Raw genomic sequence first — 20,515 nt, 5'->3', positions numbered from 1 at the left:
TGAATGTTACCATCAAAGACGTTATGCACTTACTTTATAATCTCTAACAGGCTTTCTAATTTATTTATTTCGTAAGTAGGTGTTAAAGTGGTGTTATTTTCCTTGTGCTGAGAATTGAACCAACAAGTATCAATACCATAGTTCATTCCACCTTGAATATCAGAAGTCAACGAGTCGCCCACAATTAGTACGTTGGCTTTTTCTGTAATCTGTAGCTTATTAAAAGCATAATCAAAAATACCTGTTTGCGGTTTTTGGAATCCAGTGGATTCAGAGATAATAATATGTTCAAATGTACCTTCTAACGGGGAATGATGAATCCTTGATGTTTGTACATCAGTGTAACCATTCGTAATAACGGCTAAGCGTTTATGCGAGAGACCCCTAATGACTTTTTCGGCTCCTTGGACGAGATGTGTTTGTTCTCCAAGAAACCCTAAATAATCTTGATTAAATACAACGGCATCAATTTCGAGTTCATGTTCTAAAAATAATCTTCTAAATCTCTCTGGACCTAGTTCAACAAGGCTTACTTTTCCACTTTCTACATCTCTCCACAATACTTTACTAATTTCTTGGTAACTCTTTTCGTATAGCTTTAAGCTATTTAATAAATTATATTTATCAAAGACTTTACTAAAAGCTTCTTGCTCCGATTTAGTAAAATCAAAAAGTGTGTCATCTATATCAAAAAATATAATATCGTAATTTTTCATTTTACCCACTACTTTCTCATTCAGTTAAGTCTGCTTAAAAATTATCTGATTCCTATGAACCTCCTCTCACAAATCATTATTGTTTATTGAAGTATATAGAGCGCATTTGCAAAATAAAGTTTTGAATGGCTGTTAGATAAAGACTGAGAGGTATTTCTTAATGAATCTTTATTCGTTGCCGTGATGTACAATAGTTAGCTCAGGTTCCCCGTACAAGGTGTTCACTTTATTAGCCAGGCTTCCCCATTCAAATTATGTTGACTCATTTAGCTTTAAAATTGTTCATCTGTCATGATGGTCATAAAGTCAGAAAAGAATCGTTGATAATTGAGATAAAAAGCAATACGGTGTTTATGTTCGTTTTCATCGAATGTCTTCCAAGGACGTATGTCAGCAATAGCTTGCCCCCGCGAAATTCCTTCTGCCGTCACAACATGGACAGGCAAAGTTTTAAAGCTGAACCAATCATTGTGAATGATGGCCATTAATGTGATAGCATCATGAACAGGGCTTCCTTCAATGGCTGGATTGCGTTTTTTATAAAAATGATAATAATAATCGAGCAAGGGTTTAAGAATTTTTGCCTTTCCTTTTGCATAAATGTAATCTACCATCTCTGGTGTGACGATGGCTTTTTCTGTGATATCCAAGGGTATAATCGTTACATTTTTCGCGTGTTGCAAAACGATCTGTGCGGCCATTGGATCCCCATAAAAATTGGCTTCCGACACAGCGGTCACGTTCCCTGGAACAAAAAAAGCTCCTCCCATGATATAAAATTCCTTTACTTTCTCCATCAATCCACTGTGTGAAATAAACAACATAGCTAAAGAAGTAAGGCGGCCGATATTGACAATGGTTAATTCTTTTTTATATTGGTCAACTAAGTTAACAATCTCATGAAAGTTTTCAATAATTGCCCCTTCCAGTCCCTGTATGGGAGCTGGTTTAATCGGTCCTAGGCCGTAAACACCGTGAATTTCCGGAAAAAAAACTGGTTCTTCTCCTGTCATGGGTTTTTTCGCTCCTGCAATCACTTTAACATCAGGAATGTTAAACAGCCGGATTAAATAATGAATGTTTCGTACAGTTTGATCACGGGAGGTGTTCCCATAATCAGCCACAACGCCCACGATATCGATTTGTTCATTAAAATAACCATATAAAAGGGCAACCGTATCGTCAATGCCTACATCTCCAAACAATAACACCTTTTTTCTCATATAACCATCCTTTGCAGGTTTACTTTAAAGGGGTAGAATAGGAACTATTTTCTAATTATTCCTATTAAAGGAACATAGCTTAGTATATGTTCTTTTTTAGGATGGAATGATTAGACGTAGTCTTAATTCTTTTTATTAAAAGTTAAACAACGTGATTATTGCTATACAAAAATGGCATCGAGAAAGAGGGCTGTAGTTTTATAAAAAAGATTGATAGTTTTCAAGAGAGTTTGATTAAAAATCCTGTATTGGTATATAGGATTTTTTTGTTCTATACTCTGTACTGTAGATTTGGAATGAGGTCGCGATGTGTTGAATAAAGTCATACTGTTTATAAAAAGTTGCACCGTTTTGCCTCTTTAGGTACGATCATCTAAAGAGGTGTTTTTTTACAGTGAGTGGAAAAAATATGCGAGTCAAAAAGAGGGGGAAATAACTCGTATTAAAGTCTAATAAAGAGGAGCTATTTTTATGGATCAAAAAGTTCCCACACCAGTTCAAAATATTTTAAATGAGTATATTTCCTTATTTCATGAACGAATTCCTAATACCCTTGAAGGATTATATTTACATGGTTCCATTGCTCTTAATGCTTATATTCATGGTTCTAGTGATATTGATTTCATTGCAATTGTTAACCGTCAATTAACTGAAGCAGAGATAAAAATTCTATCTAATACTCACCGAAGTTTAACCAACAAATATAAAAAAACAGGAATGGACGGATGCTATCTTCTTTGGGAAGACATCGGTAAGAAGCAGACTGAAACCAAAAAATGTTTATATGTAAACGAAGGAAAAGTAGGATGGAGCAATCATGAGATTAACCCGGTCACTTGGTGGATTCTAAAAAACAAGGGCATCAGCATGATAGGTCCTGATGTTACTTCATTTCATTTTGATGTTGATAAAAGTGATCTGACTGATTATGTACTAAATAATATGAATACCTATTGGTTGAATCGAATAAGTACTATGAAGAGATTCGAAAGAATGGCACTTCTATTACCAAATAAATTTTTAGAGCAAGAATTACAATGGTCTATTACTGGGATGCTACGCCAATTCTATACACTTAAAGAACATGAAATCATTTCAAAAGTAGATGCAGGCAAATATGCAATTAATTATATGCCAGACAGATGGCATAACATTATTAGGGAAGCGATAAGTATTCAAGAAGGGGTAGGAGTACGTTACTATAATTCTAAGAAACGTCGGATTAATGACACCTTGCAATGTATGGACTACATACTTAATTATTGTAATAAGATGTAGAATATCTAACTATTATATAAATGTTTTTTCAAGAAAAAGGAACGATTGCAAGGAAATACAGCTAGAGAATGATTAAACTTTTTTATAAAAATTAAGCTCAATAGGTTGAAAAAGAATCCGTTTTGATCAATCTTTTTTCAAAATGGATTCTTTTTATTTACCCCCTGAAAATGATTAAGAGACAGATGTATGGTTGGGAAAGTTTTAGTTTACTTTACAAAATGATTCTATATCAATTACCATAATACTTTCCTAGAATTTGTATAAGTAAGTACAACATCTAAAATGTTTAAGTTTAATAAAAAAGGTTAGATGCAAAAATTCTAAGACACTTGTGAGTAATCTCTAAACCATGGATATACTCTTACTGTATAACCAGCTATTTCAACTTCAATAATGTTAATGAGAAAAGGTCAGAAAGACATTTTTCAGTCAACTGGATATAGAATATAAGATAAAAAAGTGATTGGGAAAAATTAATTGTCACTGAGTTAAATGCTTAAAAGAATCTCTATTAATTCTTGGGACATCAATTTTTTTATTTGATAGCTCAACTAAGTAACTTGCAAATTCACTTACCTTCTCAAATTCATCAGGATAGCCAAATTCTAATTCTGTATCAATATCATAAATATCAATGAAATAGGTAGTGTCTGGTTTATAATCCAGCATGCCATCAACAAAGTTTAATAGTTGGCGAAGTTCACTTTCATATTTTTTATCGTCGGTATCAACGTATGAAAAGAATAAGACGGAAATATGATTAGCCCTAGAATAATCTTCGAATTCCTCCTCAGTCATCCCACTATCAGCTAAAACAGTATTATCGCTTAATACTGTTTTTCTATGAGTATCATAAAACATCAGGTACCCTAAATCGTCAAAGTCAGAAGTCATCATTCTATAAAATTCAAAGTTTTGACTAGCTATTAATCTTTGAAACGTCAACATAATGTATCCCTTCCTTATGGGATCGCTACAAAGGCTTCCCATTGCGCTAAATAATAAACGCTATTTCTCTAAGTGCTTTCTCTTCAGCTTTATCCTTCCTTTTCCATTCTATAAGGAGTGAAGAGAATAAAATATCACTTTTTTATACAATATTGACACATCAATATTATATAAAAACCCACATAAAGACAAAATGGTCCATAGCATGAAGTTAGGTGGAAAGATAAATCTTACTAGGAGTACTTCAATTTATAATAGAAAAATAAAGAACTGTCAAAAGAAATAGATATAACGCAATGGATGAATTTGAGCGTATGATAATCCAGTGGCATCAAGCAGCCATAGAAGGACGGATAGACGAAATAAAACGAGAAAGAAAAAATTTAGGTATTCAAATATTCAGGCGGCAAAAAGAAACAATACATTGATTTAATCTGCTAATTGCACCATATATAAGATTATGATGTAGTAAAAAATACGACCGATTCCCAGCGACACAGGAGAAAATTTGGAGTTATTGATGATTTTCTTTCCAATTCATAGTAAAATTAATTCTAAATATAAAAGGCAAACTAATCGAAAGATTAGGACGCAAAGCCACGGATCTAAGGCATTTAATGCTAAGATAGCCGGGCTGCAGAATTAGGAAGGTACGCATCGTCATGAATGATGGTAAAGATCAATTTATCTTTATGAGAGAACTTACTCGTTTGTATGACGAGCGTGAACGTTGCAAAGATGAACAAATTAAGGAAGAAATTACTAAAGATCTTGTTCTTTTAGAAAAAGCCATTGAGTTACTATCTCAGTAGAAAAGCGACATAAACGTAAATATGTTGCGTTCCGGGAGCCCTGAATCTTTAGGTTCCGGGGCTTTTTTCGTCTATTTATACTTTCCACCCTGTTAAATCTTTGTAATACAAGAGGAGTACATAGGTTATTCCTACTTTGCACTTCCATTTGGATCTCTAAGTGCAAGAGCTTTTGGTGCAAAACCATAAGCATTTAGGGAGGGGTTTTTCATATTTCAATATGTGCAAAATTCAAAATAAAATTTTGAATTTTGCATTAGGAACAAGAAAAGCTTAACTTTCTATGCCCATTTTGGTATTTCAGGCTATAGGGAATCTAAGGGTCAGGTTGTTATCATGGCGGATAGATAGCTTTTTTGTGATTTTCATGGGTTTATAACTCTCATTCTATCGCGCCTAAATTCTCCTTTAACTCATCTTTTTTAGGAAAAATTTACCTGAGTTTTAGTTTCCTTTATAATTGGTTAAAGAAGGGGCTCTACAAGAAGAAGAAAGCCTGTAGGTTTCCTTTTAGCAGCTGAATATATGGGGGGAAATCATGAATAAATGTCTATTTAGAACTTTCATGGCTATTATTGTGTTTTCTTTGTTTGGATGCCAACCAAATACTGTCGAAACAGTAAATGTGAATAAAGAAAAAAGTGTAGATGGTTTTATTGAACCCGAACCATCCGATTGGGGAAAATATAACAAAATTGTATTAAAGTATATGTATTACCGAACACAAGCAGTGATAAACAACGATATGAATCTCCTATGGAATCAATATCCAGACCTAAAAAGAAATTACGATCTTCAAAAAGGGGTTAATGTAGAGAGAAATGAAGCTGAATCCTTAAATGAAGGTTTTAACTTGATAGATGCCAATTATAGTATCGAAAGCCATGACCGAATGAAGGTAAAAGTTATAGGCGACAAAGAAGTAATTGCTCTTGTTCATGGCGGTATTGTTTATTTGCATGATGATTACAGTGAGTCAGGAGGGGAGCTTTTAATAGAGATTTCCCTAAAAGTTAAAGATGGCCGCTGGACTGTTGTGAAAACGGACGAATATACTGAATCTGAGTATAAAGAATGGATGAAGAAGCAGAACAAATAAACACTGCTATTTCAAGTGTTATGTAAATAGAGAAAATACTTCAGGCAAGGATGCTAAGAAATGAAAAATTATTGTTGTAAGGACAATGGAGAGTATGGGTTAATCATCCATGATGGAGGGAGTTCTACAGTTACTATTGAATTTTGTCCTTGGTGCGGCAGCAAGCTTTAAATAAAATCGATTTAGGAAGAGTACAGAAAAGATTGCTGCAAGGCAGTCTTTTTTAGTTGGTTTTAAATTTTCAAGGCGTTCTCTCCCTATAACCAAGAAAGCTGCTATACACAATAAAATCTAGAATTAATTTAACGAGCTTCTTTACTAACTCATTCTTTCTCGAATTAAAAAATCCGTTGCTTTTATCTTTGTGATTGGAGTTATTTGACTCAGAATTTAATTAGCTTTCTATCAAGCTTTACGTTAACTATTCAAAGACGTATGATATATAAAAACCAGAAAAGGAGGATTTTACATGATATTAGAAGCTGCCATGCTGCAGGTAAAGCAAGGAAGAGAAAAGGAATTTGAGAAAACGTTCAAAAAAGCCTCAACTATTATTTCATCAATGAATGGATATGTGAATCATACTCTTCAGAGATGTATGGAGGACCAGGGAAGGTATTTACTTCTAGTAAACTGGGAAACATTAGAAGACCATACCGTAGGGTTTAGGGAATCTAAGGAATATCAAGAGTGGAAAGAGTTATTGCACCATTTCTATGATCCATTTCCAGTAGTGGAGCATTTTGAGAATATTGATTTTACTAATTAATGAAAAAGCATTGAGTCATCTCAATGCTTTTTTATATGGGATCAAATTTCGTCCCTTCAGGATACAAAGCGATATAGCTCTCTTCTTCAGGATGAAAGTACGCCATTTTTACTCCCTCAAGAAAGTTATTGTTCTTTAATTCGTTTAGGATGGTTTTTGTAGCTTTTTCTATGTCTACCACATAATTAAAGATGTTGGCTGTTCCACTGCCAATATCTCCACCGTCACACGCACCATTGCCTGTCCAGCCTAAACATTCGTTCATTAATTCCTCTACATGGTGTCTCTTCTCAAGCACTGCATCCATTTGATTTTCTTCGCAAGGGTATTGAACAACAAGTTCAAATAATTCATCTTCATCTAAATAATCATAGCCTTCGTTAGCTTTTTCATTGGCCAATTCATCCATTACTTTTTTCGCCTTTTGAGATAAGGCCAATTTCTTTTCCTCGGTTTCGCCAGTATCTCCAACAGTGCCATAATGTATTACTAAAGTTCTGCCATCTCGCCAAACTTCCCAATAAACAATTTCATCATCAAGTTGTTTAATCATCTTAATCAAAATGAACACCACCGCTACTTTATGTTAATGATTTTATCATTTTTATTTTGAAAGCAGAAAAAGTATAAAGGATTTTTATCTTTATTATGGGTGCGGGACAGGAAAAACTGAATCAAATAGTACGATCATTTGTCTTCTGATAAGAAAATAAATGATCTGTCTTTTTGAATAACCAGTTTATTACTTTATTAGAAAAGCTTGTAGTACTAATCCACCTATTATACTATAAGTTTAACAGGTATTTTCCTGAAATATGGAACGGAGGGGAAAAATGAAAAATCATAAAAAATGGCAAAAGATTAGTCCGGTCTTACTTGCAACGGCTATCGGTATAAGCGGTATAGCGATTCCCGCTGATGACTTATCTCATGTACAAGCGCAGGAAGCAGTGAACACGATTGCGCCAGCAAATGCTGAACAAATAGCCACTTCATTTATAACGGCAATTACTAATGAAAAATGGGACGAGGCCTATGCATTATTGAATGAAAATTTAAAAAAACATATGACCCAACAAGAATTATCATATATTTGGCAGGCGAAAACGTCTGTTTTTGGAAAAATCGGTAAGCAAGTATCTGTAAAGAAAGTAAGAAATGCCGTACATACAAATATCGTAATGACCTATGAGGGGGGGTTTCCCCTATGGAAGTGACTGTTAATTTAGATGAAACCGGTCGTGTGGATGACTTTTTTATCCCATTTTATTATTCACCGCCAAGTCAGTATAAGAAACCAACATATGAAAAACAAGAGAATTATATTGAGCAGCAAGTGAAGATTGGCGAAGGAGAGTTTGCGCTTCCAGGTACGCTAACTATTCCACAAGGGAAAGGACCCTTTCCAGCGATTGTTCTGGTGCATGGTTCAGGACCCAATGATCAAGACGAATCCTTAAACTCAACTAAAGCTTTTCGGGATATGGCGGTAGGTCTGGCTAATGAGGGGATAGCTGTTCTTCGGTATGAAAAAGTAACAAGAGAACATCATTTAAAGACAGGTTTCTCTCCTAAATTTACCCTTCAAGAAGAAACGATTCAGGATGCGATAAACGCGGTCCAACTGTTACATACGCTGCCTGAAGTGAGTGATCAAGTTTATGTATTGGGGCATAGTCAAGGCGGGTATGCAATGCCGCGCATTTTGGAAACGGATAAAAATAACCTGATTAAAGGTGGAATCATCGTATCAGGACCAAGCGGCAAGTTTCAAGATTTGATGTTACAGCAGCAAAAAGATGCATTGGAAAGAGCGAAGAAACAAGGATTGCCTCCTGAGCAGCTAGAAGCAGCAAAAGCAAATCTTGCTTTTTGGGAGCAACAAATAGCTTTAATTAATAATCCCGCTTATTCTAAAGATCATATCCCAAAGGAGTTTCAGCTTCCAAATGCCTATTGGTGGTATGAACTTCGCGACTATGTCCCTACAAAGCTAGCAGCTAAGCAAAATGTTCCTTTATTTATTATGCAGGGAGCAAAGGATTTACAAGTACCGCCTTCAGATTTGCAAGATTGGCAGAATGCTTTATCGAAACGGAAAAATGTTTCTTATAAAATGTACCCTGATTTGATCCATTTGCTTGTTAACTATAAGGGAAAACCTGATTTTTCTGAGTATGCTATTCCAGCGAATGTCCCAATAGAAGTTATTAAAGATATCGGCAACTGGGTAAAAGGAGAGAAGACTTCTATGACATTTACAGATGTCGGGTCTGATTTTTGGGCTTATAAAGAAATCCAATTCCTCGTTGATAAAGGGTATATAAGTGGATACAAGGATGGCAGTTTTCAGCCAAATAAAACGGTAACACGAGCACACGCTGCTAAACTTTTAGCCAATGCCCTAGGCTTTGATCACACACTTGCCAAAGATTCAACTGTATTTAAAGATGTAGCATCTGACAATGAATTCTTACCGTATATTCACTTTCTTAAGCAAAAAGGTATAATTTCCGGTTTTAAGGATGGAACATTCAGACCAAATGAGGAACTGACTCGTGCACAATTAGCGAAACTATTGTCAGCCGCTTTTAACTTGAAGGGGCATCCGACAAAGCCATTCAAGGATGTAAATAAAGAGTACTGGGCCTCTCCTTATATCGACGCTCTCGCAGCCCATAATATCGCTATCGGAAATTCAAATGGAACATTTGGCCCGACTCAAAAAGTCACACGCGCACAAACTGCTGCCTTTCTATATCGGACAATTCATTTACAGAAGTAATAAAGATGAAAGAATACCAAGAATAATTATTTTCGCCTACCGTATGACACGCTGCTCAATAGCAGCGTGTTTTTTTATTTAGAAAGCGCATGAAGAAAGAACGGAAAGATAAAGGGAGTGTTTTAGTTTTCCTGAAAGCAATCTTTATGAACGGTAAAAATCTCTCCTTGAGCAAACTTTTTTATAGTGTCTATTCGTCTATACTATGTAACAGTCTAATTGCACATTAAACTTATCTTATACAGGTATTACCAATCCCATCTACTGGCCGTCAGCAGGTTATGACGATGGCTCACTCGCTGGAATTGCGTACGTCGTTTTTGGATCGGGAAGTCTTTGATATCGCTTCAACGATTGCTACAGTTCAAAAAGTTAAAAACAGCACGACTACATAAGTCCTGCGTAAAGCGGCAGCAGGTATTGTGACCGATCATGTCTTACATTGTAAAAAGCTTGGTTTTTCCGTGCCAGTCCGCTACTGGCTAAAAGATAAAATGTGCAATTGGGCGGTTAACTTAATTCAAGCAAGCAGGACTGACTATTTATTTAACAAGTAGAAAGTGATGCGGCTGCTGCAAGAGCACGTAGATAACAAAAAGGATAATAGCCGTAAAATCTGGACTATTCTTGTATTTATAATCTGGCACCAGGTTTATGTTGAAGAGGTATATGATGTAGAAAAAGCGTTTAGTACACAACATAAAAAAACAACTCGTTTTCCAATAACCATAATTTAGTTTTAGTTGTTGCGCTTAGACTGCTGTCGGGGGGCTTTTTTCAATAGATGGCTTCGTACTAATAGCGGTTTAATGGAAACAAAAGACTGAGACTTACAATTATAAAATTTGTTTCAATTAATCAATCGTGGAGAAGTTGTATTAGAGCAAATAACATTTAGTTTATAATTTACATGGATCTTCGTATAAACCCCATCGTTCTCGTTCTTATGTAGTTTTGCAATCCTTTATGCCAGGCAGGTTAGTTATAGTTTTTGGACTAATTGTGTTCTGTTATTTACGCTATATTTTTCATAAATATTTTGTAAGTGCTTCTTTACCGTGTTTACGGAGATGTGCAATGTATCTGCTATAACTTGGTTAGTCCATCCTTTTTTAATCAGCTCAACAACCTCTTGCTCTCTTTTTGACAATAGACCAAATTCGTTTTCATCTTTTAATTGATGTAAAAGCACAGATGCTATAACGTCTGATATGAGGTGTAATATGTTGCGATCATTAGTTGTAAATTTATTCGTGTTCTCTTTTTGAGCCATTCCAATGGCTCCTACGAATTTCCCCTGATGAGCAAGCACCACTACCATTTCATCGTGAAACCCGTATTTCTTCAAAAACGAATGATAAAAACGTGAATTTTCATACTGATCGCTTGAGACAAGGTCGGCTAATCGAATAACTTTTTTTTCACGAAATAACTCTACATTTTTCATTGGATGCAAGAGGTCGTAAAAATGATATTCAGTCAAGTAATCTATGAGTGCTCTATCACTTAGTTTATAGTTAAGAGGATCGCTTAAATTCCCTTGATCATCCGAATACCAAAAGATGGTTTGAGTGAATCCAAAATATTCTTCTAATTTATGTTGAATGTGTAAGCGGATATCTTCCACTGGATAAGTAATTTGGGCTGAAAAATGAATAATTTTCTCATACTCTTTAGGGGTCAACGTATAGCTGTTCATAAAATCCCTCCTTTAACTGATTAAATGTAATGAAAATACAATATTAAGAATATTCTATCAAATCACCCGATCGGGTGATAGTAATATTCTTAAAAATGTCATTTAATGAAATTAGCAGCGGATGAATTAAATGATTGGAGGGGTTACGGTGAAGAAAACAGCATTTATTTGTGATGAGAAGTATTTCTGGCATGATACAGGGAATGGTGCTTTGTTTATGCCTCCTGGAGGTTATATCGAAACCGATGTGCATTCTGAAAACCCTGCAACTAAAAGGCGCTTTAAAAATCTACTTGAAGTAAGTGGACTAATGGACAAATTAACTCAAATTAAACCTCGCCCTGCAACTATTAAAGAAATTAGTTTTTACCATCCCGAGTCATATATAAATAAAGTAAAAGAGTTGAGTGAAGCTGGTTTTGGCGATGCAGGTGAACTAGCGCTCGTAGGGAAAGGTTCCTACGAAATTGCCCTGCTATCGGCCGGTGGAGCGATTACAGCAGTTGAATCTGTTGTTAAGGGTGAGGTGGATAATGCTTACGCATTAACGCGTCCTCCAGGCCATCACGCTGAGGCAGATAAAGGGATGGGCTTCTGTTTATTTAATAACGTTGCAATCGCAGCAAAGTACGCTCGTAATGTACTTGGATTAGAGCGTGTTATGATTCTTGATTGGGATGTGCATCACGGAAATGGAACGGAATCAGCTTTCTATGATGACCCAAATGTATTATTCATTTCACTTCATCAAGAACGTTTGTATCCAGCAGGCCGGGGAAGTCGAGAGGATGTTGGTAAGGGAGAGGGGATTGGTCGAAATATTAACATTCCACTCCCTGCGGGTACAGGAAACGCTGGATACATGTATGCGTTAGAAGAAGTTGTACAGCCTATTGCTGATCAATTTAAACCGGAGCTAATTATCATCTCTGCTGGTCAGGATGCAGGTATATTTGATCCACTTGCACGGATGATGGTAAATGCAGATGGTTACAGACAAATGACTAAATTTATGATGGATGTAGCTGAGAAGCACTGCGAAGGTAAATTAGTGGCTTGTCATGAAGGCGGATATAGTGCAGCATACGTACCTTTCTGTTCTTTAGCAATTGTTGAGGAAATGAGCGGTAATCGTACAGAAGTTGAAGATCCTTTTGTAGAAGGATTTAAAGACCTACCATATGACGAATTATATGATATTCAAAAAGAATACGTGTTAAAGGTTAAGGAAATTCAATCAGCTTATTGGGATTTGACTGTGAAAGCTTAGTTTTTAGAAGAAACCCCTGAAATAGGGGTTTCTTCTTTTATATTTGTATGCATTATGGACTGGCTACTTGGTCATTCCATGGGCAAAACAGTATTCTATCTCTTATCGGAAACATTTCCGTCAAGGAGAGAAAGGTTGATTGTTGAAGACACTCCGCCTCCTTTTTGAGATAAGCCGATCGAAGTCCCTTCGAAACCTTTTGATCCTCTACCGTTTGATTGGCTAGTTGTCCTTCGATTTTACATCAACTTAATGAGCCTAATCCCAAGTGGTGGCTGCGTATTAACCACATAAGCATACCGTCTCTTATTATAGGAGGTGGGTCCGGTCATATTCCTCAAAACAAATTGCAGGAAGTTTCTGAGCTGATTCCGAGTTGTCAATTGGTGACGGTAGATAACGCTGGTCACTTTTTGAATGATGATAATTTACCAGCCTTCTTGGCTGCTGTAAAAAGAATTCTCAGTTCTTGAGTTTCTGAAAGCTTTCATTTTATTTCAAAGTCACATTTGAGCAAAGCGATGTATATGCTCAAAAAAGAACAGATTGATGTCGTAAATCAATCTGTCCAAGATCAGAAGAAACTTCAATTGTTTGGGCTTGAGAGGTATGAGTTCGTTAGCAATATATGAGTTTACTATTTTTATCTATCTGTGCATCAGAACCAAATTTATTAACTATGGTCTGGTTTCCAAGAGGAAAATCGTTTTTCAATCATACCCAATAAAGAAGTAAGGATTAAACCTGTTATAGTAATTACTAATACTCCGACAAACATCCGATCTGTTTGTAAGTTTTGGCCATTGCTTGTTAACTGATATCCAATGCCAGCTGTTGAAGCAAACAGCTCACCTACAACTACAGCGATTAGCCCTTGACCGATCCCCAGGCGGATGCCATTCAACAGAAACGGTACGGTTGAAGGCAACGCTATTGTTTTAAAAATTTGAAACTCACTTGCGTTAAATGTTCTTGCTGCTTTGATCAAATTTTGGTCTAAAGTTAACATCGCCTTTTGTGCGCTCATCACTATTGGAAAGAAGGCCATCAAAAATACTATAACAATTTTGGATGCAGGTCCAATTCCGAATGCAATGACAATCACGGGTAAAAGAGCAACTTTAGGAGTGACATATAGTCCTGAAATAAAAGGATTGACCACTGCATTAAAGTTAGTGTTCCAGCCCGAGAACACGCCAATTGGAATTCCAATAAGTATAGCTAAAACAAAACCTGCTAAGAATTCGTAACCGCTTACTTTCATATTTTCCCAAAAGGAGACTTCCTGTACCATTAAAAATGCTGCTTGTGAAATTTCAATTGGTGAGCTGATAAATAATGGGTTTATCCATTCATTTTGGGAAGCAATTTCCCAGAGGAGTAGAAAAAGTAAAACAGAAACAGAGCTAATAATAAAAGGTTTTTTCTCCTTTTTTAATTTCTTTGGTTTTTTTATTTTAGGCTCCGATTGTGCAACTTGGATAGCACCTTTAGTCATAATAGTCTCCTTTCCCTTCATTACTTTTCTTTATCGTCAAAACCCTGTTTTGAAGATTCCTTTTCAATAATAGACCATATATGATCTACAAACGTTAAAAATTCTGGACTGCGCTTCACATGGAGATCTCTTGGTCTCGGTGTATTTACATCTATAATCTCCACCAAGCGCCCAGGTCTTGCTCCAAAGACAAATACCCTATCTGCTAAAAATACGGCTTCATCAATTTGATGTGTAATAAAAATACTGGTCTTCTTTGTTTCGCTCCATATTCTGAGTAACTCCCTTTGCATAAATTCTCTAGTTTGCGCGTCCAATGCTGAAAACGGCTCGTCCAGTAATAGCAATGATGGATTGACTGTCAATGCGCGAGCCAAATTTACTCTCTGTTGCATTCCCCCTGATAATTCATGAGGGTAGTGGTTTTCATAGCCTTTTAAACCAACCATCTCAATAAATTCTTTAGCTTCCCGCTTTTTATCTGTGGATACTTGTTTTTGTAGCTCAGCTCCATAGAGTACGTTATCTAAAACTGTTCTCCAAGGCAGGAGGCTAGGATTTTGAAAAACCATCGCCCTATCTTTGCCTGGGCCATCAATTTTCTTTTGGTCCAGCAGTATTTCTCCTTTGCTAGGCTTTAGTAAGCCAGCTACCGTATTTAAAAAAGTTGTTTTCCCGCAGCCGCTTGGTCCTACGATACAGATAAATTCGCCGTCTTTAATATCCAGATTTATATTTTTTAAGGCAATCACTTCTACGCCGGTTTTATTGTTTACGTAGGTAACATTTAAAAAACGAGTCGACAGTTTTAATTTTTGCAGTGGTTTTGTAGTCCCCATTTAATTGGATTCTCTCCTTTCTAGATTAATTATTTTTTAAAAGCTTCTTTGATATAATTGTTTGTCCAAATAACATCTTCAGTGGTATCTTGTTTGGTAGAAACACCTGACATCTCTCCAAATTCAACTAATGGATCTTGCGCATTATCCCAAGCTTCCTGATTCATTTCTCCGTAGCCTTTAAACGTATCTTTTAATCCGATTAATGATTTTTCAAGGATCTCTACATCGATTCCTTCAAAGTAGGAGGTGATAGATTCCGCTGCTTTTCTCGGGTTATCACGCGTGAATTCCATTCCTTTTCCAATTGCTCGAACCACTTTTAAAGATGTATCATGATTTTTTTCTAAATAATCTTTATCGGCAAAAACAACTTCCCAAACCATATTTTTGTACATGGGCTCTTCCATTGTGTCAATTACGATTTCGCCGACGTCTTTATTTTCTGCTTGTAAACCCATCGGGGTGAGGCAATGCCACCATCAACAATTCCCTCTTGCATACCGCCAATTTTCGATCCATCGCCTGCTAATTTGACAGTTTCGAGAGTGTTTGGATCAACACCATGCAGTTTCATTAAATACCGGGTGTAAACATCTCCGGAATCCCCAACAAGGTTTGTGCCAATGGTGGCGCCAGTTAACGAGGCAACTCTATCCTTAAGTGGTGAATCTTTAGAAATGTTCTTTTTCTTTTGGTACTTTTTAGAGAGTGTAATTTGATAAGTTAGAGCCGAGTTTAAAGATTGGATTGCTAGTAAATCCTCTCCTTTATCAAGGGGAGCAAACATACTGCGGGGACCTGAGACCGCAAATTGAGCTTCACCTGATAAGACAGAAGCGATTACTTGTGAGCCACCACCGCCAGATGCAATTTCAACTTCAATGCCTTCATCTTTAAAAAATCCTTGCTCAATAGCTACATAAAATGGAGCAACTGACAAAATCCTTGCTGGTTCTGCAAAAGTAAGCTTAACTGCTTTTTTTCCTGAACTGTCTTCACTTTCCGTCGTTGTTCCTTGACTACAGGCAGATACTATTAACACTAAACATAAAAGAACTATTACCAAAAACTTTTTCCTAGACATATTATTTCCCCTCCTAAAATAGTTTTAATGATTTGTTTTGTATATGAAACATATTTTTGTATATAAACAAATTTTATCTTTCTCTGATAAATTCCGTCAACATATTTTTAGAAAATTTGAATAATTTTAAATAGAAGAGCTTGAATGATTGGTAATAAATCTGTTCGATTTTCAAAAAAGAAGGGGAGAAGTATCAACGGATATTTCGCAGTCGCAGATAACTGGGCAAGTATGGTTAGTGACAATAGTGCCCATAAGTTGGTTCTGGTGCAAAGACTTCAGCTAACTTGAAATAATCTCTAAATCTAGAACATATGGATCCTACTAAATTAAGAAGGACGTGTGTATCGGTGTGATAGAACCAGTAGAATTCAAGTGGAAATAATAGCAGCCTGATATTATTTTATTAACGGTTAGATGGTATTTTCAGTACGGATTCAGTTTTTGTGATTTGGTGGAATGGATGGAGGAACGAAGCTTATCCATGGCTCATGCAACTATCATACGCTGATTTTATCAATATGGATATGGATTAGATGAAAGAGTACGGCGTCATCTAAAGTCAACTCACGACTCCTGAAGAGTAGATGAAACCGATGTGGAAGTTAGAGGGCAATGGATGTATCTGTATCGTGCTGTTGATTCAGAAGGAAATACCATTCATTTTCGTCTAAGCGAATTAAGAGGAAAACAAGCAGTCAGGCGCTTTTTTATATATTCTTCAAGTATTTGCACCAGAACCGTTTTTAATTAATACTTATTCCGCATCTACATTTAGCACAAATATGTAATCTGAATATTTAAATTATTAGGAAACTTTTAAGAGTTTTATGCTAAACTATTGAAATAGAAAATAATTAATTTCACTAGGAGGGAAAGCATGAAAAAGGGGCTCACTTTATTATTTGTTTTACTGTTGGCATTTTCACTTGCTGCATGCGGACAAAAAATTGACACACCGTCTGAGAAAAAGGAATCAGGGGAAAGTCCTGCTTTGAATCTTGACCGAATCAGCATTGTAACTGGTGGTACAGGAGGTACATATTATCCACTTGGCGGTGAGATGGCGAAAATTATCGGTAAAGAGCTGGACGTTGAAGCGAACTCACAGTCATCAGGAGCATCTGTAGAAAACATGCAGCTTCTTCAAGACGGTGATGCAGATATTGCCTTTACACAAACAGATATTGCGAGCTATGCGGTAGAAGGCAAAGAAATGTTTAAAGAGAAAGTTGATCAGGTTACGGGTATTGGTACGTTGTATCCTGAAACAGTTCAGATTGTCACGCTAAAAGACAGCGGCATTAAAAGCGTTGAAGATTTAAAAGGAAAGAAAGTTTCAGTAGGAGCTCCTGGAAGCGGAACCTTCGCAAACGCAGAGCAGATCCTAAAAGTCCACGGCATCACGATGGAAGACATTAATGCGCAGCACCTTTCATTCGATGAATCGACTGAAGGAATTCAAGACGGAAACATTCAAGCGGCATTCATTACGGCAGGAACACCGACCGGCGCTGTGGATGCATTATCTGCAACAAATCCTGTAACGGTCGTTCCGATTGCAGATGATAAGATTAAAGAGTTGATTGATACTCATCCTTATTACATTGAGGATACAGTGAAAAGCGGAACTTACAAATTAGAAGCTGATGTCAAAACAGTAGCTGTATTATCCATGCTGACTGTCCGTAAAGACATGGATGAGGAGGCTGTCTATCAGATTACGAAAGCTATCTTTGAAAATGTAGATAAGATCAGCCACGCAAAAGGAGAACTGATTTCTGCTGAGAAGGCTGTAGAAGGTATGGGAATTGACCTCCACCCAGGAGCTAAAAAGTATTTTGAAGAAAAAGAAATTCTAAAATAAGAGGTGAAAGCATGGACTGAAGATTTTTCTTTAGTCCATGTGTTCTTATGAAGAGAATAATAGCAATATTAATCATTGTAACTGTTCTTGTTATTGTTATTGCCGTCTCGTATCCGTTCTTTTCTGCCGTCGTTGCAGAAGAGGGTGAGTCCGGCAGACCATTAGTTTTTTTCTGAATAAGCCAGGTGAAAAATTCAGTATAAAGTATATACACTCTATCCATAGGACGCCTGTTCTCGAGACCTATCTGACCAATAAAAATGGGGAGATTGTACAGACGGAAATAAGGTTTGAGGAATTTGGAGTAGGGATGCCTTCAGGACCAAGCGAAAATGAGACATTCACCCAAAAGAATGGAACTTATATTTTAGCGAACATGAATAGGACCTTTTCTTCTCTTGATATTCGGGTGGGACAAGTAGTTGCAGATCATAGATTGATCATTGATGGAGAAGAATATCCTTTTTCCAGCTTCAGTGATAAAGGATCATGGGTAAGGATAGAAACAAAAAAATGGAGTATGTGGCAATGGATGATTGGAGGGAAAAGGCTTGGAAAACAATAAACATCTGCAGGGCGATCAAATTTCAGATGATACCGTACAAGAGTTAATGGAGAAATACGATCCAGAAGCAGGCTTTCGAAAATTAAAAGGAGTCCTGTACTGGGTTACGCTTATCGGGCTTGTTGCCTTTTCTTTATTTCAGCTTTATACAGCTATATTTGGCGTTTTGCCAGCACAGCTGCAGCGAACGATCCATTTAGGTTTTGCACTTACACTGATCTTTTTATTATTTCCTGCATCAAAAAGAAAAGAGAAAAAAAGCAACGGTTTCAAGTAGCTTGGTATGACATGCTCCTGGCCTTATTATCTCTAGCTGTCGGTTCGTACTGGTACTTATTTATGGATGATCTTGTTATGAGGGTGGGAAAGCTTACAACACAGGATTTTCTGATAGGAGCCATCGCGATTGTACTTGTTTTAGAAGCAACAAGACGTGTCGTCGGGCTTCCTATTACGGTTATTGCGGGTTTATTCCTGCTTTACGCTTATTTTGGGCCATATATGCCAGGGTTTTTAGAGCATAGAGGTTTGACGATTGAACGTATCGTTAGAACGATGTTTTTTACGACAGAAGGAATACTGGGAACGCCGCTCGCGGTTTCCTCAACGTACATCTTCTTATTTCTTTTGTTTGGGGCATTTCTTGTAAAAACAGGAGTAGGAGAATATTTTAATGATCTATCAATTGTTATTGCGGGCCGAAGAGTGGGGGGACCTGCCAAAGTAGCCATTTTTTCAAGTGCCCTGCAGGGAACGATCAGTGGAAGCTCGGTTGCAAATGTAGTAACTTCGGGTGCTTTTACCATTCCGATGATGAAGCGGTTAGGTTATAACAAGAACTTTGCTGGAGCGGTTGAGGCTGCCTCTTCTACCGGAGGACAGATTATGCCGCCTGTTATGGGGCTGCTGCGTTCTTGATGGTTGAATTTATTGGAGGCGGGATCACCTATTGGGATATTGCAAAGGCTGCTGCCATTCCGGCTATCCTCTATTTTGCAGGGATTTGGATTATGACCCATTTTGAAGCGAAACGAATCGGGCTCAGAGGACTGTCCCGGGAAGAGATGCCAGAAACGAAAAGGGTTATTAAACAACTCTACCTGCTTATTCCAATCTTGGCCGTTATTATCCTCTTAATGAGCGGAATGAGTGTAACGAAGGCGGCGTTATGGTCGATCGTCAGTGCGATTGCAGTCGGAATGTTCAATAAGCAGACAAGAATGGGTCCGAAGCTCTTTATTGAAGCGCTGGCAGATGGTGCTCGAACAGCTCTTGGTGTAGCAGCGGCTACAGCGGCTGCCGGAATGATTGTTGGCGTTGTTACGGTAACAGGTGTTGGACTTAAGATGGCAAATGGTTTGCTTGAGCTTTCGGGTGGATATTTGATACCTACCCTGATCTTAACCATGATCGCATCACTTATATTAGGCATGGGATCGCCTACCACAGCGAACTATGTCATTACGTCCACAATCGCAGCTCCGGCTATTCTGTTGTTTGGTGTACCGGCTCTCTCGGCTCACATGTTTGTTTTTTATTTCGGAATCATTGCCGATATCACGCCTCCTGTAGCACTCGCGGCCTTTGCAGCAGCTGGGGTGTCTGGCGGTGAACCGGTACGGACAGGAATCATCTCATCAAAGCTTGCTATAGCGGCTTTTATCATTCCTTATATCTTTGTCATCTCTCCACAGTTGATGCTGATTGATACGACGTGGATAGAAGCACTTTGGGTCATTTCCACTGCCTTCGTCGGCATGATTGCAATCGGTGCAGGAATGATCGGCTACTGGATGAGAAGGCTTAACTTTTTAGAAAGAGCAGTTGCGGTGATCATTGGATTCCTTTTGATCTACCCTGAAGGAATCTATAGTGCGATTGGTCTTGTTGCGTTTGTTCTTATGCTCGGCAGCCAATACTGGCTATTGAAAAAAGACAATACACAGGTGCCATCTTCGCCATCCATGTAACGAATGATGCCCAAAGGCCGCGGCCTTTGGGCTTTTTTGGCTCTGTTAAAATCTAATATTGATAACTGGATAAATTTAAAGGAAACC

Annotated in this window: 20 protein-coding genes, 3 pseudogenes and 1 riboswitch; of the genes and pseudogenes, 14 read left to right on the top strand and 9 right to left on the bottom strand. The window is 37.2% G+C overall.

Annotated elements, in window-relative coordinates; translation table 11 throughout:
* Positions 1-29: 29 nt before the first annotated feature.
* On the bottom strand, positions 30-716 hold the full coding sequence (locus tag CJ483_RS22900) for a YjjG family noncanonical pyrimidine nucleotidase (RefSeq protein ID WP_120038765.1): 687 nt from the start codon (positions 714-716) through the stop codon (positions 30-32).
* Between the two features lie 272 nt (positions 717-988).
* Complete coding sequence (locus CJ483_RS22895) at positions 989-1,939, bottom strand: nucleoside hydrolase (RefSeq protein WP_120038446.1); 951 nt, start codon at positions 1,937-1,939, stop codon at positions 989-991.
* A gap of 471 nt (positions 1,940-2,410) precedes the next feature.
* On the opposite strand from CJ483_RS22895, the gene CJ483_RS22885 reads away from it, so the two are divergent.
* On the top strand, positions 2,411-3,217 hold the full coding sequence (locus tag CJ483_RS22885) for an aminoglycoside adenylyltransferase domain-containing protein (RefSeq protein ID WP_120038443.1): 807 nt from the start codon (positions 2,411-2,413) through the stop codon (positions 3,215-3,217).
* A 483-nt stretch (positions 3,218-3,700) separates the two neighbouring features.
* Here CJ483_RS22885 and CJ483_RS22880 read toward each other — a convergent pair whose 3' ends face one another.
* Positions 3,701-4,168: a hypothetical protein gene (locus CJ483_RS22880; protein WP_120038441.1), complete on the bottom strand. Its 468-nt coding sequence runs from the start codon at positions 4,166-4,168 to the stop codon at positions 3,701-3,703.
* Between the two features lie 556 nt (positions 4,169-4,724).
* Positions 4,725-4,810: riboswitch (cyclic di-GMP riboswitch) on the top strand.
* 20 nt (positions 4,811-4,830) lie between these two features.
* On the opposite strand from CJ483_RS22880, the gene CJ483_RS24715 reads away from it, so the two are divergent.
* The 4 genes from CJ483_RS24715 (at position 4,831) to CJ483_RS22870 (ending at position 6,848) form a co-directional block, all read left to right on the top strand.
* Positions 4,831-4,980 (top strand): hypothetical protein, encoded by a 150-nt coding sequence (locus tag CJ483_RS24715; RefSeq protein WP_182917193.1) that lies wholly within the window; start codon positions 4,831-4,833, stop codon positions 4,978-4,980.
* Positions 4,981-5,518: 538 nt separating this feature from the next.
* Positions 5,519-6,079 (top strand): hypothetical protein, encoded by a 561-nt coding sequence (locus CJ483_RS22875; protein ID WP_120038439.1) that lies wholly within the window; start codon positions 5,519-5,521, stop codon positions 6,077-6,079.
* A gap of 60 nt (positions 6,080-6,139) precedes the next feature.
* Positions 6,140-6,250 (top strand): DUF6980 family protein, encoded by a 111-nt coding sequence (locus CJ483_RS25900; protein ID WP_481747754.1) that lies wholly within the window; start codon positions 6,140-6,142, stop codon positions 6,248-6,250.
* A gap of 298 nt (positions 6,251-6,548) precedes the next feature.
* Positions 6,549-6,848, top strand: coding sequence for an antibiotic biosynthesis monooxygenase family protein (locus tag CJ483_RS22870; RefSeq protein WP_120038437.1), 300 nt, complete (start codon positions 6,549-6,551; stop codon positions 6,846-6,848).
* A 31-nt stretch (positions 6,849-6,879) separates the two neighbouring features.
* Here the strand turns inward: CJ483_RS22870 and CJ483_RS22865 are convergent, their stop codons facing one another.
* Positions 6,880-7,410 (bottom strand): WGR domain-containing protein, encoded by a 531-nt coding sequence (locus CJ483_RS22865; RefSeq protein WP_120038435.1) that lies wholly within the window; start codon positions 7,408-7,410, stop codon positions 6,880-6,882.
* 271 nt (positions 7,411-7,681) lie between these two features.
* Between CJ483_RS22865 and CJ483_RS22860 the strand changes: the two genes are divergently transcribed.
* The 3 genes and pseudogenes from CJ483_RS22860 to CJ483_RS22850 all read left to right on the top strand — a co-directional run.
* Complete coding sequence (locus CJ483_RS22860) at positions 7,682-8,065, top strand: hypothetical protein (RefSeq protein ID WP_120038433.1); 384 nt, start codon at positions 7,682-7,684, stop codon at positions 8,063-8,065.
* Positions 8,056-9,633 (top strand): S-layer homology domain-containing protein, encoded by a 1,578-nt coding sequence (locus CJ483_RS22855; RefSeq protein ID WP_120038431.1) that lies wholly within the window; start codon positions 8,056-8,058, stop codon positions 9,631-9,633. Before CJ483_RS22860 ends, CJ483_RS22855 begins: the two co-directional genes overlap by 10 nt.
* Before the next feature lie 281 nt (positions 9,634-9,914).
* Positions 9,915-10,370, top strand: a pseudogene (locus CJ483_RS22850) (asparagine synthase-related protein); the annotation flags it as partial.
* Positions 10,371-10,615: 245 nt separating this feature from the next.
* Here CJ483_RS22850 and CJ483_RS22845 read toward each other — a convergent pair.
* Complete coding sequence (locus CJ483_RS22845) at positions 10,616-11,332, bottom strand: LuxR C-terminal-related transcriptional regulator (protein WP_120038429.1); 717 nt, start codon at positions 11,330-11,332, stop codon at positions 10,616-10,618.
* 148 nt (positions 11,333-11,480) lie between these two features.
* Here CJ483_RS22845 and CJ483_RS22840 point away from each other — a divergent pair, with 148 nt between their 5' ends.
* Positions 11,481-12,602, top strand: a complete 1,122-nt coding sequence (locus CJ483_RS22840; protein WP_120038427.1) for a class II histone deacetylase — start codon at positions 11,481-11,483, stop codon at positions 12,600-12,602.
* Positions 12,603-13,275: 673 nt separating this feature from the next.
* On the opposite strand, the gene CJ483_RS22830 is transcribed toward CJ483_RS22840, so the two are convergent.
* Genes CJ483_RS22830 through CJ483_RS22815 form a run of 4 tightly spaced genes read right to left on the bottom strand, consistent with a single transcriptional unit; the run spans position 13,276 to position 16,026 of the window.
* Entirely contained in the window at positions 13,276-14,100 is an 825-nt protein-coding gene (locus CJ483_RS22830; RefSeq protein WP_182917191.1) for an ABC transporter permease, read from the bottom strand.
* A 20-nt stretch (positions 14,101-14,120) separates the two neighbouring features.
* Entirely contained in the window at positions 14,121-14,939 is an 819-nt protein-coding gene (locus CJ483_RS22825; RefSeq protein ID WP_120038422.1) for an ABC transporter ATP-binding protein, read from the bottom strand.
* 29 nt (positions 14,940-14,968) lie between these two features.
* The gene (locus tag CJ483_RS22820) at positions 14,969-15,337 is read right to left on the bottom strand and encodes a substrate-binding domain-containing protein (protein ID WP_182917190.1); all 369 of its coding nucleotides are present in this window, start codon (positions 15,335-15,337) and stop codon (positions 14,969-14,971) included.
* Between the two features lie 20 nt (positions 15,338-15,357).
* Positions 15,358-16,026 carry an ABC transporter substrate-binding protein gene (locus tag CJ483_RS22815; protein WP_120038763.1) on the bottom strand — a complete coding sequence of 223 codons (669 nt, stop codon included), beginning with the start codon at positions 16,024-16,026 and terminating at the stop codon, positions 15,358-15,360.
* Positions 16,027-16,423: 397 nt separating this feature from the next.
* On the opposite strand from CJ483_RS22815, the pseudogene CJ483_RS22810 reads away from it, so the two are divergent.
* From CJ483_RS22810 to CJ483_RS25895, 5 genes and pseudogenes are all read left to right on the top strand, one after another.
* Positions 16,424-16,738, top strand: a pseudogene (locus CJ483_RS22810) (DDE-type integrase/transposase/recombinase); the annotation flags it as partial.
* A 168-nt stretch (positions 16,739-16,906) separates the two neighbouring features.
* A complete protein-coding gene (locus CJ483_RS22805; RefSeq protein WP_120038419.1) occupies positions 16,907-17,893 on the top strand; it encodes a TAXI family TRAP transporter solute-binding subunit in 987 nt (328 codons plus the stop codon).
* 160 nt (positions 17,894-18,053) lie between these two features.
* Positions 18,054-18,458 (top strand): DUF1850 domain-containing protein, encoded by a 405-nt coding sequence (locus tag CJ483_RS22795; RefSeq protein ID WP_120038415.1) that lies wholly within the window; start codon positions 18,054-18,056, stop codon positions 18,456-18,458.
* Complete coding sequence (locus CJ483_RS25340; protein WP_259455846.1) at positions 18,445-18,735, top strand: hypothetical protein; 291 nt, start codon at positions 18,445-18,447, stop codon at positions 18,733-18,735. The genes CJ483_RS22795 and CJ483_RS25340 overlap by 14 nt, the downstream gene beginning before the upstream one ends.
* Positions 18,684-20,428: pseudogene (locus CJ483_RS25895) on the top strand (TRAP transporter permease). Before CJ483_RS25340 ends, CJ483_RS25895 begins: the two are co-directional and overlap by 52 nt.
* The last annotated feature ends 87 nt before the right edge of the window (positions 20,429-20,515 follow it).

Origin of the sequence: Bacillus sp. PK3_68 (genome assembly GCF_003600835.1) — a bacterium.
GTDB lineage: Bacteria > Bacillota > Bacilli > Bacillales > Domibacillaceae > Pseudobacillus.
Note: the sequence above shows the minus strand (reverse complement) of the source record. Positions and strands in the feature narration are given on the sequence as shown.

What these genes read in the sequence shown, in the direction of transcription:
- CJ483_RS22900 (WP_120038765.1), bottom strand. Translation starts at nt 716, where the DNA reads ATGAAAAATTACGATATTATATTTTTTGATATAGATGACACACTTTTT.
- CJ483_RS22895 (WP_120038446.1), bottom strand. Translation starts at nt 1,939, where the DNA reads ATGAGAAAAAAGGTGTTATTGTTTGGAGATGTAGGCATTGACGATACG.
- CJ483_RS22885 (WP_120038443.1), top strand. Translation starts at nt 2,411, where the DNA reads ATGGATCAAAAAGTTCCCACACCAGTTCAAAATATTTTAAATGAGTAT.
- CJ483_RS22880 (WP_120038441.1), bottom strand. Translation starts at nt 4,168, where the DNA reads ATGTTGACGTTTCAAAGATTAATAGCTAGTCAAAACTTTGAATTTTAT.
- CJ483_RS24715 (WP_182917193.1), top strand. Translation starts at nt 4,831, where the DNA reads ATGAATGATGGTAAAGATCAATTTATCTTTATGAGAGAACTTACTCGT.
- CJ483_RS22875 (WP_120038439.1), top strand. Translation starts at nt 5,519, where the DNA reads ATGAATAAATGTCTATTTAGAACTTTCATGGCTATTATTGTGTTTTCT.
- CJ483_RS25900 (WP_481747754.1), top strand. Translation starts at nt 6,140, where the DNA reads ATGAAAAATTATTGTTGTAAGGACAATGGAGAGTATGGGTTAATCATC.
- CJ483_RS22870 (WP_120038437.1), top strand. Translation starts at nt 6,549, where the DNA reads ATGATATTAGAAGCTGCCATGCTGCAGGTAAAGCAAGGAAGAGAAAAG.
- CJ483_RS22860 (WP_120038433.1), top strand. Translation starts at nt 7,682, where the DNA reads ATGAAAAATCATAAAAAATGGCAAAAGATTAGTCCGGTCTTACTTGCA.
- CJ483_RS22855 (WP_120038431.1), top strand. Translation starts at nt 8,056, where the DNA reads ATGGAAGTGACTGTTAATTTAGATGAAACCGGTCGTGTGGATGACTTT.
- CJ483_RS22845 (WP_120038429.1), bottom strand. Translation starts at nt 11,332, where the DNA reads ATGAACAGCTATACGTTGACCCCTAAAGAGTATGAGAAAATTATTCAT.
- CJ483_RS22830 (WP_182917191.1), bottom strand. Translation starts at nt 14,100, where the DNA reads ATGACTAAAGGTGCTATCCAAGTTGCACAATCGGAGCCTAAAATAAAA.
- CJ483_RS22825 (WP_120038422.1), bottom strand. Translation starts at nt 14,939, where the DNA reads ATGGGGACTACAAAACCACTGCAAAAATTAAAACTGTCGACTCGTTTT.
- CJ483_RS22820 (WP_182917190.1), bottom strand. Translation starts at nt 15,337, where the DNA reads ATGTACAAAAATATGGTTTGGGAAGTTGTTTTTGCCGATAAAGATTAT.
- CJ483_RS22815 (WP_120038763.1), bottom strand. Translation starts at nt 16,026, where the DNA reads ATGTCTAGGAAAAAGTTTTTGGTAATAGTTCTTTTATGTTTAGTGTTA.
- CJ483_RS22805 (WP_120038419.1), top strand. Translation starts at nt 16,907, where the DNA reads ATGAAAAAGGGGCTCACTTTATTATTTGTTTTACTGTTGGCATTTTCA.